This is a genomic window from Tsuneonella rigui (assembly GCF_003958625.1).
GTDB lineage: Bacteria > Pseudomonadota > Alphaproteobacteria > Sphingomonadales > Sphingomonadaceae > Tsuneonella > Tsuneonella rigui.
Genome location: NZ_RSEL01000005.1, coordinates 151,049 through 162,840, shown reverse-complemented (window position 1 = coordinate 162,840; position 11,792 = coordinate 151,049). Strand labels below are relative to the sequence as shown.

Genomic DNA, 11,792 nt, shown 5'->3' with positions numbered 1-11,792 from the left:
ACGGAGAGACCTGATGGCCGACAACCGCAAAGCCGAGCTGACCGCGCTGCTCGAAAAGCAACGCGCCGCGTTCACCGCCGCGCGGCCCGAACCGCTCGACGTGCGCCGCGACCGGATCGAGCGCGCGATGGCGCTACTCAAGGAGCACGGCGAGGAACTGTGCCGCGCGATGAGCGCCGACTTCGGCAACCGCAGCCCGCATCAGTCGATGATCACCGACATCGCCGGCACGGTCGGGTTCGGGCGCTACTGCCTCAAGCACCTCGGCCAGTGGTCGAAGTCAGAGAAGCGCAAGGTCCAGTTCCCGCTCGGCTTGCTCGGCGCGAAGGCGGAGCTGCGCTACGAGCCCAAGGGCGTGATCGGCATCCTCGCGCCGTGGAACTTCCCGGTGAACCTCAGCTTCGGCCCGCTGATGCAGGTGTTCGCGGCCGGCAACCGGGCGATGATCAAGCCGAGCGAGTTCACCGAGCGCACCAGCGAGCTGATGGCCGAACTGGTCGCCAAACGCTTCGACGAAGCGGAATGCGCGGTGGTCAACGGCGGGCCTGAGGTCGCGCACGCGTTCAGTGAGCTGCCGTTCGATCATCTGGTCTTCACCGGATCGACCGCAACGGGCCGCAAGGTGATGGAGGCGGCGGCCAAGAACCTCGTCCCGGTGACGCTCGAGCTCGGCGGCAAGTCGCCGGTGTTCCTCGGCAAGAACGCCGATCTCAAAAAGGCGGGAGAGCGTATCGCGCTGGGCAAGATGATGAACGCCGGCCAGATCTGCCTCGCGCCCGATTACCTTTACGTGCCGGAAGAGGACGAAGAAGGTGCGGTCGCCGCTGTCCAGCTCGGGGTGCACGAGATGTACCCCAAGCTGCTCGACAACGAGGACTACGCCAGCGTCGTGTCCGACCGGCACTTCGACCGGCTCAAGGGCCTGGTCAGCGACGCGCGCGAGAAGGGCGCCGAGGTGATCGAGGTGAATCCGGGCGAGGAGGATTTCGGCTCCTCCAACGCGCGCAAGATGCCGCTCACCATCCTGCGCAACGTGACCGACGACATGGCGGCGATGCAGGAGGAGATTTTCGGGCCGGTGCTGCCGGTGAAGACCTACAAGGCAATCGACGAGGCGATCGAATACGTGAACGCGCACGACCGCCCGCTCGGCCTCTACTACTTCGGCGAGGACTCCGGCGAGCGCGAGAAGGTGCTGACCAAGACCATCTCAGGCGGCGTGACGGTCAACGACGTGGTGTTCCACGTCTCGATGGAAGACCTGCCGTTCGGCGGCGTCGGGCCGTCGGGGATGGGCAGCTACCACGGGATCGAGGGCTTCCGCGAATTCAGCCACGCGCGCAGCGTCTATACCCAGCCGAAAATCGATATCGCCAAGCTCGGCGGGTTCAAGCCGCCCTACGGCGCCGCGACCGCGAAGGCGATCAAGGGCATGATGAAGTAGGCGCGGCGCTAAAGACCAGCCTTGCGCTCCTCGTCCCCGTCGGCCCGGACTTGATCCGGGCCAGTGCTTGTCTTGAAGCGCGCCCCTGAATGGCAGCACCACCCCGGATCAAGTCCGGGGTGACGAAGCTGTTGATTTCGACCTCAATCCGCCCATCGCAACGCCGGTTCTGAAGTTTGCAACTGACGCGCCCTTGCACCCGGCTAGGCCCCGGCCTAGAGGCGCGCACGAACCCGTAATCAATCGAGTCAGCCCTCTTGGTCGACCTGTCGCAATATCTGCCGATCCTGATCTTCCTCGGCATCGCGCTCGCGCTGTCGTCGCTGTTCGTGTTCCTGCCGATGGGCGTTTCGCGCCTGACCGGCACGCACAACCCCGATGCGGAAAAGCTCAGCGAATACGAATGCGGGTTCCCCGCGTTTGAGGATCCGCGCAGCCAGTTCGACGTGCGTTTCTACCTCGTCGCGATCCTGTTCATCATCTTCGATCTGGAAGCGGCGTTCCTGTTTCCGTGGGCGGTCAGCCTCGACATGACCGGCTGGCCGGGCTGGATCACCATGATGGTGTTCCTGGGCGAACTTGCCATCGGCCTTGCCTACGCGTGGAAGAAGGGAGCGCTGGAATGGGAGTGAACCGCCAGCCTTCTCTGAGCCACGAGCTTGCCAATCCCGCCGCCTCGACCGTCAGCGGGCCGGGCGAGAACTGGGTGCTGCATCCCGAGGGCAAGGCCCCAGACCAGAGCTTCTTCAACGGCCTTTCGACCGAGCTCGACAACAAGGGCTTCCTCGTCACTTCGACCGAGGAGCTGTTCCAGTGGGCGCGCACCGGTTCGCTGTGGTGGATGACCTTTGGCCTCGCGTGCTGTGCGGTCGAGATGATCCACGTGAACATGCCGCGCTACGACATGGAGCGCTTCGGCGTCGCGCCGCGGGCATCCCCGCGCCAGTCGGACGTGATGATCGTCGCCGGCACGCTGTGCAACAAGATGGCCCCGGCGCTGCGCAAGGTCTACGACCAGATGTCGGACCCGAAGTACGTCATCTCCATGGGATCGTGCGCCAACGGCGGCGGTTACTACCACTACAGCTACAGCGTCGTGCGCGGGTGCGACCGGATCGTGCCGGTCGATATCTACGTGCCGGGCTGCCCGCCGACCGCCGAGGCGCTGCTCTACGGCGTGATGCAGCTCCAGCGGAAGATCCGCCGTTCGGGCACGGTCGAGCGCTAGAGCATGGCCACCGTTTTCCATCCCGCGCCGAGGATCGCCTCGAACGAGGGCGTGCAGGACGCGCTGTCGAGCGCGCTCGGCTCGATGCTGCTGTCCGCCAAGGAGGAGCACGGTGAGATCGTGCTCACCGTCGCGCGCGACAGCATCGAGGACGCGCTTCGCCTGCTGCGTGACGAGCACGACTACCAGCAGCTGATGGAAATGGCCGGGGTCGACTACCCGAGCCGGCCCGAGCGGTTCGAAGTCGTCTACATGCTGCTCAGCCTGACGAAGAACCACCGCATCCTCGTCAAATGCACCGCGGCCGAAAACACGCCGGTGCCGACCGCGACCAGGCTGTGGCCCAACGCCGGGTGGCTCGAGCGCGAGGTGTTCGACATGTACGGCGTGCTGTTCGCCGGCAACACGGACTTGCGCCGTATCCTCACCGACTACGGATTCGAGGGTCACCCGCAGCGCAAGGACTTCCCTCTCACCGGCTATACCGAGCTGCGCTATTCCGAAGACGAGAAGCGCGTGGTGTATGAGCCCGTCGAGCTGCCGCAGGATCTGCGCCAGTTCGATTTCATGAGCCCGTGGGAAGGCGCCGATTACGTGCTGCCGGGCGATGAGAAAGCGGCCGCCGCGCCGCCTCCGCCGCCCGTCGCCGAGCCGAAGACCACCGAGAAGAAGGGCCAGAGTGGCGCGGGCGAACCGACCGACAGCAAGGCCGACGACAAGGTCGCGCCTGCCTCGACTGGTGGCACCGTCTCGGGACAAGGGCAGGGCGATCCCGCTCCCGTCACCACCGCCAAGGCCGAGCCCGGCGCACCCGAGCCGGCCGAAAGCCGTCCGGCGAGGAAGCCGCGCAAGACGACCGCCAAGGACACCAAGGGCGCCACCGAGCCCAAGCCAAAGCGCGTGCGCAAGCCGAAGGGTGAGGCATGAGGGCGCTGCTTCCCATCCTCGCGATGTCGCTGCTGGCGGCGTGCTCGGGCTCCAAGGAGTCCGAGGGCGATAGCGCCGCCGACTACGCCCAGCGCGCCGGCTTCGCGACCGCATCGCCCGCTGTGGCCGAGGTGAACGCGCAGCCGATCGTTGCCCCCACCGGCAGCGCCAAGCTCGCCGCACTGACTGCAGAGGCGCCCAAGGCGCTCGGCCAGTACAAGGGCGGGTGCACGTTCGCCTATCAGGGCCGCCAGATCCTGGTCGTCCGGCCGCCGGTGAAGGCGGGCGGCGATATCGAGGGGCTGCTCGTCATCGAGGGGCAGCAGATCATCCTTCCGGGCTCGGAAGCAGCCGACGGCGGCGTCACGCTCGCCGGCGCGGGCTACACCGTCAGCGTCTCACGCGCGGCGGGCAATGAGCGCGGCGTGGCCGGCCTCAAGGTCTCGGGCCCGCAAGGCGACACGATCTTCACCCCCGGAACCTGGAGCTGCGCGGCATGAGCATGCAGCTGGAACAGTCGCCCACCACCGGCGACGAGGTCATCACCAACTACACGATCAACTTTGGGCCCCAGCACCCCGCGGCGCACGGCGTGCTGCGCATGGTGATGGAGCTCGACGGCGAGATTATCGAGCGGATCGATCCGCACGTCGGCCTGCTCCACCGCGGCACCGAGAAGCTGATCGAGCACAAGACCTACCTGCAGGCGCTGCCGTATTTCGACCGGCTCGACTACTGCAGCCCGCTGTGCATGGAGCACAGCTATGTCCTCGCGATCGAGAAGCTGCTCAATCTCGAGGTGCCGGTGCGCGCGCAATACCTGCGGGTGCTGTTCGCCGAGCTGACCCGCATCTGCAACCACATGCTCAACCTCGGCAGCCACGTGATGGACGTCGGCGCGATGACGCCGAACCTGTGGCTGTTCGAGATCCGCGAGGATTGCCTCAACTTCTTCGAACGGGCGAGCGGCGCGCGCATGCACGCGGCGTGGTACCGCCCCGGCGGCGTGCACCAGGACGTGCCGCTCAAGCTGCTGACCGACATCGCGGATTGGCTCGACACCCGCCTGCCGCGACTGTTCGAGGACGCGATGAGCCTCGTCATCGACAACCGCATCTTCAAGCAGCGCAACGTCGATATCGCGGTGGTGAGCAAGGCGGACGCGATCGCGTGGGGCTTCTCCGGCCCGATGATCCGGGCCGCCGGAATCCCGTGGGACCTGCGCAAGAGCCAACCCTACGACGTGTACGACCGGATGGACTTCGAAATCCCCGTCGGCACCGCGAGCGACTGCTACGACCGGTTCATGGTCCGGGTCGAGGAAGTGCGCCAGTCCGCGCGCATCATGAAGCAGTGCCTCGCCGAAATGCCCGAAGGCCCGGTCTCGAGCACCGACCGCAAGGTCGTCCCGCCGAAGCGCGGCGAGATGAAGCAGTCGATGGAAGCGCTTATCCACCACTTCAAGCTCTACACGGAGGGCTTCCACGTGCCCGCGGGCGAGGTCTACGTCGCCACCGAAAGCCCCAAGGGCGAGTTCGGCGTGTACCTGGTGTCGGACGGCAGCAACAAGCCTTACCGCTGCAAGATCCGCCCGACCGCGTTCAGTCACCTGCAGGCGATGGACTTCATGTCCAAGGGCCACATGCTGCCCGACGCGACCGCCATCCTCGGTGCGATCGACGTGGTGTTCGGGGAGTGCGACCGATAATGGCTGACCGCGCCCCTCATCCCGACACCCTCGAACTGCGCGAGCGCTGGGGCAGCTTCGCGTGGACTCCCGCCAATGCCGAGGAGGCGAAGAAGATCGTCGCGCGATATCCGGAAGGGCGGCAGCGTTCGGCGGTGATGCCGCTCCTGTTCCTGGCGCAGTACCAGGTCGGCGCGGAGACCAATACGCAAGGCTGGCTGCCGATCCCGGTGATCGAGTTCGTCGCGCGCGAGCTCGACATGCCGGTGATCCGCGTGCTCGAGGTCGCGACGTTCTACACGATGTACAATATCGCTCCGGTAGGCCGTTTCCACGTGCAGGTGTGCGGCACCACGCCGTGCATGCTGCGCGGCTCCGACGATCTCCTCGCGGCGTGCAAGAAGCGCGGCATGGCCAAGGGCCACACCACCGACGACGGCCTGTGGACGCTGACCGAGGTGGAATGCATGGGCAACTGCGCCAGCGCGCCGATGGTCCAGATCAACGACGCGAACTACGAGGACCTGACGCCGGAGCGGCTCGACCACGTGCTCGACGAGCTGGCCGCGGGCCGCTTCCCCAAGGAAGGCACGCAGGACCCGGCGCGGCACACCGTCGAGCCGGTCGGCGAACCGACCAACCTCGCCGCGATGATGACCGAGAACCACGACTACCGGGGCGAATGGTGATGGACGTGCGCAAGCTTCTCGTCCCGCTCGCCGTGCTGCTGCTGGCGATGGCCGTTTACTTCTTCGTGAGCGGCAACATCGCGCTCGCCGCGGCGATGTTCGCGATCGCAATGTCGCAGGTCGCGACGTTCGCCGCCCTGTCGGCTGCCGCGAAAAAAGCCGATGACGCCGGGCAGGAGCGGGGGCAATGAGCGTCCTCACTATCGTCATTGCGCTCGTCCTGATGTTCATCGCCTTCAAGGTGGTGAAGGGCGTGATCAAGTTCGGCCTGATCGCGCTGATCCTGGTCGCGGCGATCTATTTCCTGACCCAGGGGGGCATGGGCTGATGCTGGCCGATAAGGATCGCATCTTCACCAACGTCTACGGCTTCCAGGACTGGGGCCTGAAGGCAGCGCAGGAGCGCGGCGACTGGGACGATACCAAGGCGCTCATCGCTCGCGGGCAGGACTCGATCATCCAGGAGATTAAGGACTCCGGCCTGCGCGGGCGCGGCGGGGCGGGCTTCCCCACCGGCATGAAGTGGTCCTTCATGCCCAAGGAATCGAAGGACGGCCGGCCGAGCTTCCTGGTCATCAACGCCGACGAATCCGAACCCGGTTCCTGCAAGGACCGCGAGATCATCCGCCACGATCCGCACAAGCTGGTCGAAGGCGCACTGGTCGCCGGCTTCGCGATGCGCGCGCGGGCGGCCTACATCTACATCCGCGGCGAATTCATCCGCGAGGCTGAGACGCTCTTCAAGGCGGTCGCCGAGGCCTATGACGCGGGCCTGCTGGGCAAGAACGCGGCCGGCTCAGGCTACGACTTCGACGTCTTCGTCCACCGCGGCGCGGGCGCGTACATCTGCGGCGAAGAGACCGCGATGATCGAGAGCCTCGAAGGCAAGAAGGGCCAACCGCGCCTCAAGCCGCCGTTCCCCGCCGGCGCGGGGCTCTACGGCTGCCCGACCACGGTCAACAACGTTGAGAGCATCGCGGTCGTGCCGACGATCCTGCGGCGCGGCGCTTCGTGGTTCGCGAGCTTCGGGCGCGAGAACAACAAGGGCACCAAGCTGTTCCAGATCAGCGGACACGTGAACCGGCCGTGCGTCGTCGAAGAGGCGATGAGCATCCCGTTCAGCGAGCTGATCGAGAAGCACTGCGGCGGCATCCGCGGCGGCAAGGACAACCTGCTGGCGGTGATTCCCGGTGGCTCCTCGGTCCCCCTGGTCCCGGCGGAGCAGATCTGGGACTGCCCGATGGATTTCGACGGGCTCAAGGAGCTCGGCTCCGGCCTCGGCACCGCGGGCGTGATCGTGATGGACAAGTCGACCGACGTGGTCCGCGCGATCAGCCGCATCAGCTATTTCTACAAGCACGAGAGCTGCGGCCAGTGCACCCCCTGCCGCGAAGGCACCGGGTGGATGTGGCGCGTGATGGAGCGCCTGCGCACCGGCGACGCGCACATCGATGAGATCGACATGCTGCAGCAGGTCACCAAGCAGGTCGAAGGGCACACCATCTGCGCGCTCGGCGATGCGGCGGCCTGGCCCATCCAGGGCCTGATCAAGCACTTCCGGCCCGAACTCGAACGGCGCATCGCCGAGGCCGGCAACCTGGCGGAGGCGGCGGAATGAGGTGGCTCGCAGCTCTCGCGGCGGCGACCCTGGCCGCTGGGCCTCTCGCGGCGCAGGAAGAGCCGGATCCCAAGGCGCATCCGGCGGAAGAAGATGCGAAGCTCGACAAGATGCTCGAGCGTGCGGAGCGCGATCGCGGGGCCGCGCGGACCGACAAGCTTTCGCGGGTCGCTCTCGAGGATTGGGCCGGCTGCCTCGCGCGCAAGAACGTGGGCGAGGCGACCCGTGTTTTGAAAATGGACTTTACCTCGCCCACCTACGACCGCGCGCTCAAGATGCTCTCTGAAGAAGTCCGAGCATGCATCGGCTTCCGCGGCACGTTGCGCGCCGGCGGATTGCTGTTCGCCGGCGAGATGGCCGAAGCGCTGCTCGAGAGCGACGGCATCCCCATCGGCACCGCCCTGGCGCGCGCCGCCGCTAGCCCGGCGACCAAGGGGTTCTCGTTCACCGACAAGGTGGCGATTTGCGTCGTAAGGTCGGTCCCGGGCGACGTCGCCACTTTGTTCGAAACCAAGCGAGACAGCGCCGAGGAAGCCGCCGCGATCGACGCACTCGCTACGCCGATGGGTCTATGCGCGCAGGCAGCGCAGGCTAACAAGCCGCTTTCGGTCAGCCCTGCTGGCCTGCGTGCGATGCTCGCCACTGCCGCCTTCCGCTCGATCCGTTCTGCAGGGACCACTTCCTGATGCCCAAAGTTACCATTGACGGCGAGCAGATCGAGGTCCCGGATGGGGCGACCGTGCTGCAAGCGTGCGAGCTTGCCGGCAAGGAGATCCCGCGCTTCTGTTACCACGAGCGGCTGAGCATTGCTGGCAACTGCCGGATGTGCCTGGTCGAGGTGAAGCCCGGACCGCCCAAGCCGCAGGCGAGCTGCGCGCTGCCGGCCGCCGAGGGGCAGGAAATCCGCACCGACAGCCAGATGGTCAAGCTGGCGCGCGAGGGGGTGATGGAGTTCCTCCTCATCAATCACCCGCTCGACTGCCCGATCTGCGATCAGGGCGGCGAGTGCGACCTGCAGGACCAGTCGGTCGCCTACGGCCGCGGCGGCACGCGCTATTACGAGAACAAGCGCGCGGTGACCGAGAAGTACATGGGACCGCTGATCAAGACGGTCATGACCCGCTGCATCCACTGCACCCGCTGCGTGCGATTCTCGGAAGAGATCGCCGGGGTGGACGAGATCGGCGCGCTCTATCGCGGCGAGTCGATGCAGATCACGACCTATCTGGAAAAGGCCGCTGCGCACGAGCTGTCGGCGAACGTGATCGACCTGTGCCCGGTCGGCGCGCTGACCTCGCGGCCCTACGCGTTCGAGGCGCGGCCGTGGGAACTCAAGAAGACACTGTCGATCGACGTTTCCGACGCCGTCGGGGCCAATATCCGCCTCGACAGCCGCGGGCGCGAAGTACTGCGCGCGCTTCCGCGGATCAACGACGACGTGAACGAGGAGTGGCTGAGCGACAAGGGCCGCTACATGGTCGACGGGCTGACCCGCCGGCGGCTCGACAAGGTGTGGATCAGGAAGGGAGGCAAGCTGCAGGCGGCGACTTGGCTCGACGCCTTCGCCGCGATCAAGCGCGCCAAGCCCGGGGCCAGCATCGCCGCGATCGCGGGCGATGTGGTCGATTGCGAGACGATGTTCGCGGCCAAGACGCTGCTGGGCGCGATGGGCTCGACCCTGCTCGAAGGCCGGCAGACCGGGATGAGCTACCCGACCGGCAACCTCGCGGCGGTGAATTTCAACTCGACCCTCGCGGGGATCGAGACCGCCGATGCGATCCTGATCGTCGGTAGTCACGTTCGCTGGGAAGCGCCGCTGGTCAACGTGCGGCTGCGCAAGGCGGTCAAGCGCGGCGCCAAGGTGTTCGTGGTCGGGCCGCACTGGGAGACGACTTTCCCGGCCGAGTTCCTCGGCGACGATGCCGCGGTGGTGCACGAGCTGCCGGGCCATGTGACCGAAGCGCTCGCCAAAGCCGAACGGCCGGCGGTGATCGTGGGCGGGGCAGGGCTGGCGGCCGGTGTGCTCGACGCAGCTCTCGCGCTCGACGTTCAGCGCGACGGGTGGAACGGGTTCAACGTGCTCCACATGGCAGCGAGCCGGATGGGCGGGCTGATGCTCGGCTTTGCGCAAAAGGGCGGCATCGCCGACATCGCGCGCGCCGAGCCCAAGGTCGTGCTCGCGCTCGGCGCGGATGAGGTCGACTGGTCGCAGTTCGCCGGCAGCCTCAAGGTTTATATCGGCCACCACGGCGACAAGGGCGCGCATGCGGCCGACATCATCCTGCCGGCGGCCGCCTACAGCGAGAAGGACGGCACCTACGTCAACACCGAGGGCCGGGTGCAGTTCGCCGAAAAGGCCGTGTTCGCCCCCGGCGATGCGCGCGAGGACTGGACGATCCTGCGCGCTCTGGCCGATGCATTCGGGGTGAGAGTCGGGTTCGACAGCCTCGCCGAACTGCAGGCGAAGATGATCTCGGAAGTCCCGGCGCTGGGGGTCGAGGGGCTGGCGAGCTATGGCAAACTGCCCAAGGCCGGAAAGACCAAAGCCAAGGGCGCGATCCGCTACCCGATCCAGGACTTCTATCTCACCAATCCGATCGCCCGCGCCAGCGTGGTGATGCAGCGCTGCTCGGCCGAACTGCTCCACGGCGAAGACCTCGCGGAGGCGGCGGAATGACGCAGACCTTCGTTAACTGGGGCATGACCTACGACTGGGCGTGGTTCGTCGCGACCATCGCGGGCATCCTGCTCATCGCGCTGCCGCTGATGCTGGCCGTCGCGATGATCATCTATGCCGACCGCAAGATCTGGGCGGCGATGGCGCTGCGGCGCGGGCCCAACGTGGTCGGGCCGTTCGGCCTGCTGCAGAGCTTCGCCGATGGGCTGAAGGTGTTCCTGCAGGAGACCATCATCCCCTCGGCCGCGAACAAGGGCCTGTTCCTGATCGCGCCGATCATCACCTTCACCGTCGCGCTGATGGCGTGGGCGGTGATCCCGTTCAATTCGGGCGCGGTGCTGGCGGACATCAACGTCGGCCTGCTCTACGTCCTCGCGATCAGCTCGCTCGGCGTTTACGGAGTGGTGATCGCGGGCTGGGCGAGTAACTCGAAGTACCCGTTCTTCTCCGCGATGCGCGCCGCGGCGCAGATGATCAGCTACGAAGTCTCGATCGGCTTCATCCTGATCTGCGTCGTGCTGTGGGCGGGCAGCTTCAATCTCAACGCGATCGTCGAGGCGCAGCGGGGTGCAGGCCTCGGCATTGTCAACGGGTTCTGGTTCAACCTGCTGCTGTTCCCGATGTGGGTCATGTTCCTGATCAGCAGCATGGCCGAAACCGCGCGCGCGCCGTTCGACCTGACCGAGGCGGAAAGCGAGCTCGTTGCCGGCTACCAGACCGAATATTCGAGCATGAGCTTCGCGCTCTACTGGCTCGGCGAGTACGCCAACGTCCTCCTGATGTGCGCGCTCAATGCGACGCTGTTCTGGGGCGGGTGGCTGCCGCCGCTCGAGATCGAGTTCCTCTACTGGATTCCAGGCTTCGTCTGGCTCTGCCTCAAGATTCTATTCTTCTTCTTCATCTTCAGCTGGGTGAAGGCGACCGTGCCGCGGTACCGCTACGACCAGCTGATGCGGCTCGGCTGGAAGGTGTTCCTGCCGCTGTCGCTCCTGTTCGTGGTGCTCGTTTCGGGCTGGCTGATGTTCACGAGGTACGGATGAGCATCGCTCACCTCATCAAGTCGTTCACCCTGTGGGAGTTCGTGAAGGCGCACGCCCTCACGCTGAAGTACTTCTTCAAGCCCAAGGCGACGATCAACTACCCGTTCGAGAAGAACCCGCTGAGCCCGCGCTTCCGCGGCGAGCATGCGCTGCGCCGCTATCCCAACGGCGAGGAGCGTTGCATCGCGTGCAAGCTGTGCGAGGCGGTGTGCCCGGCGCAGGCGATCACCATCGAGAGCGAACCGCGCGAGGACGGCAGCCGCCGCACCACGCGCTATGACATCGACATGACCAAGTGCATCTTCTGCGGCTTCTGCCAGGAAGCCTGCCCGGTCGATGCGATCGTCGAGGGGCCGAACTTCGAATACGCGACCGAAACGCGCGAAGAGCTGCTCTACGACAAGGCTAAACTGCTGGCCAACGGGGACAAGTGGGAGCGGGCGCTGGCCGCGAACCTTGAAGCCGATGCGCCCTACCGTTAGG

General features: G+C 66.2%; 14 protein-coding genes. All 14 read left to right on the top strand.

The window, feature by feature from the left end:
- Nucleotides 1-13: 13 nt before the first annotated feature.
- The 14 genes from ELY12_RS01520 to nuoI all read left to right on the top strand — a co-directional run bounded on the left by ELY12_RS01520 (nt 14) and on the right by nuoI (nt 11,791).
- The gene (locus tag ELY12_RS01520; RefSeq protein WP_126174938.1) at nt 14-1,444 is read left to right on the top strand and encodes a coniferyl aldehyde dehydrogenase; all 1,431 of its coding nucleotides are present in this window, start codon (nt 14-16) and stop codon (nt 1,442-1,444) included.
- A 257-nt stretch (nt 1,445-1,701) separates the two neighbouring features.
- Nucleotides 1,702-2,076 carry an NADH-quinone oxidoreductase subunit A gene (locus ELY12_RS01515; RefSeq protein ID WP_126174937.1) on the top strand — a complete coding sequence of 125 codons (375 nt, stop codon included), beginning with the start codon at nt 1,702-1,704 and terminating at the stop codon, nt 2,074-2,076.
- Nucleotides 2,077-2,090: 14 nt separating this feature from the next.
- Nucleotides 2,091-2,672 carry a NuoB/complex I 20 kDa subunit family protein gene (locus ELY12_RS01510; RefSeq protein ID WP_420907042.1) on the top strand — a complete coding sequence of 194 codons (582 nt, stop codon included), beginning with the start codon at nt 2,091-2,093 and terminating at the stop codon, nt 2,670-2,672.
- 3 nt (nt 2,673-2,675) lie between these two features.
- Nucleotides 2,676-3,599 (top strand): NADH-quinone oxidoreductase subunit C, encoded by a 924-nt coding sequence (locus tag ELY12_RS01505; protein ID WP_126174936.1) that lies wholly within the window; start codon nt 2,676-2,678, stop codon nt 3,597-3,599.
- On the top strand, nt 3,596-4,099 hold the full coding sequence (locus ELY12_RS01500) for a hypothetical protein (protein WP_126174935.1): 504 nt from the start codon (nt 3,596-3,598) through the stop codon (nt 4,097-4,099). Before ELY12_RS01505 ends, ELY12_RS01500 begins: the two co-directional genes overlap by 4 nt.
- Nucleotides 4,096-5,307: an NADH-quinone oxidoreductase subunit D gene (locus tag ELY12_RS01495; protein WP_126174934.1), complete on the top strand. Its 1,212-nt coding sequence runs from the start codon at nt 4,096-4,098 to the stop codon at nt 5,305-5,307. Before ELY12_RS01500 ends, ELY12_RS01495 begins: the two co-directional genes overlap by 4 nt.
- The gene (gene nuoE, locus ELY12_RS01490) at nt 5,307-5,975 is read left to right on the top strand and encodes an NADH-quinone oxidoreductase subunit NuoE (protein ID WP_126174933.1); all 669 of its coding nucleotides are present in this window, start codon (nt 5,307-5,309) and stop codon (nt 5,973-5,975) included. The genes ELY12_RS01495 and nuoE overlap by 1 nt, the downstream gene beginning before the upstream one ends.
- On the top strand, nt 5,975-6,166 hold the full coding sequence (locus ELY12_RS01485) for a hypothetical protein (RefSeq protein WP_126174932.1): 192 nt from the start codon (nt 5,975-5,977) through the stop codon (nt 6,164-6,166). The genes nuoE and ELY12_RS01485 overlap by 1 nt, the downstream gene beginning before the upstream one ends.
- Nucleotides 6,163-6,303, top strand: coding sequence for a hypothetical protein (locus ELY12_RS14205; protein WP_164549371.1), 141 nt, complete (start codon nt 6,163-6,165; stop codon nt 6,301-6,303). The genes ELY12_RS01485 and ELY12_RS14205 overlap by 4 nt, the downstream gene beginning before the upstream one ends.
- Nucleotides 6,303-7,592, top strand: a complete 1,290-nt coding sequence (gene nuoF / locus ELY12_RS01480; RefSeq protein WP_126174931.1) for an NADH-quinone oxidoreductase subunit NuoF — start codon at nt 6,303-6,305, stop codon at nt 7,590-7,592. Before ELY12_RS14205 ends, nuoF begins: the two co-directional genes overlap by 1 nt.
- Nucleotides 7,589-8,278: a hypothetical protein gene (locus ELY12_RS01475; protein ID WP_126174930.1), complete on the top strand. Its 690-nt coding sequence runs from the start codon at nt 7,589-7,591 to the stop codon at nt 8,276-8,278. The genes nuoF and ELY12_RS01475 overlap by 4 nt, the downstream gene beginning before the upstream one ends.
- Complete coding sequence (gene nuoG / locus ELY12_RS01470) at nt 8,278-10,269, top strand: NADH-quinone oxidoreductase subunit NuoG (protein WP_126174929.1); 1,992 nt, start codon at nt 8,278-8,280, stop codon at nt 10,267-10,269. Before ELY12_RS01475 ends, nuoG begins: the two co-directional genes overlap by 1 nt.
- Nucleotides 10,266-11,309, top strand: a complete 1,044-nt coding sequence (nuoH, locus tag ELY12_RS01465; protein ID WP_126174928.1) for an NADH-quinone oxidoreductase subunit NuoH — start codon at nt 10,266-10,268, stop codon at nt 11,307-11,309. Before nuoG ends, nuoH begins: the two co-directional genes overlap by 4 nt.
- On the top strand, nt 11,306-11,791 hold the full coding sequence (gene nuoI, locus ELY12_RS01460) for an NADH-quinone oxidoreductase subunit NuoI (RefSeq protein WP_126174927.1): 486 nt from the start codon (nt 11,306-11,308) through the stop codon (nt 11,789-11,791). The genes nuoH and nuoI overlap by 4 nt, the downstream gene beginning before the upstream one ends.
- Nucleotide 11,792 lies beyond the last annotated feature (1 nt).

Excerpts from the sequence above, each read along its gene's own strand:
- ELY12_RS01500 (WP_126174935.1), top strand. The coding sequence starts at position 3,596 with ATGAGGGCGCTGCTTCCCATCCTCGCGATGTCGCTGCTGGCGGCGTGC.
- ELY12_RS01505 (WP_126174936.1), top strand. The coding sequence starts at position 2,676 with ATGGCCACCGTTTTCCATCCCGCGCCGAGGATCGCCTCGAACGAGGGC.
- nuoE (WP_126174933.1), top strand. The coding sequence starts at position 5,307 with ATGGCTGACCGCGCCCCTCATCCCGACACCCTCGAACTGCGCGAGCGC.
- ELY12_RS14205 (WP_164549371.1), top strand. The coding sequence starts at position 6,163 with ATGAGCGTCCTCACTATCGTCATTGCGCTCGTCCTGATGTTCATCGCC.
- nuoG (WP_126174929.1), top strand. The coding sequence starts at position 8,278 with ATGCCCAAAGTTACCATTGACGGCGAGCAGATCGAGGTCCCGGATGGG.
- ELY12_RS01495 (WP_126174934.1), top strand. The coding sequence starts at position 4,096 with ATGAGCATGCAGCTGGAACAGTCGCCCACCACCGGCGACGAGGTCATC.
- nuoH (WP_126174928.1), top strand. The coding sequence starts at position 10,266 with ATGACGCAGACCTTCGTTAACTGGGGCATGACCTACGACTGGGCGTGG.
- nuoI (WP_126174927.1), top strand. The coding sequence starts at position 11,306 with ATGAGCATCGCTCACCTCATCAAGTCGTTCACCCTGTGGGAGTTCGTG.
- nuoF (WP_126174931.1), top strand. The coding sequence starts at position 6,303 with ATGCTGGCCGATAAGGATCGCATCTTCACCAACGTCTACGGCTTCCAG.
- ELY12_RS01485 (WP_126174932.1), top strand. The coding sequence starts at position 5,975 with ATGGACGTGCGCAAGCTTCTCGTCCCGCTCGCCGTGCTGCTGCTGGCG.
- ELY12_RS01475 (WP_126174930.1), top strand. The coding sequence starts at position 7,589 with ATGAGGTGGCTCGCAGCTCTCGCGGCGGCGACCCTGGCCGCTGGGCCT.
- ELY12_RS01520 (WP_126174938.1), top strand. The coding sequence starts at position 14 with ATGGCCGACAACCGCAAAGCCGAGCTGACCGCGCTGCTCGAAAAGCAA.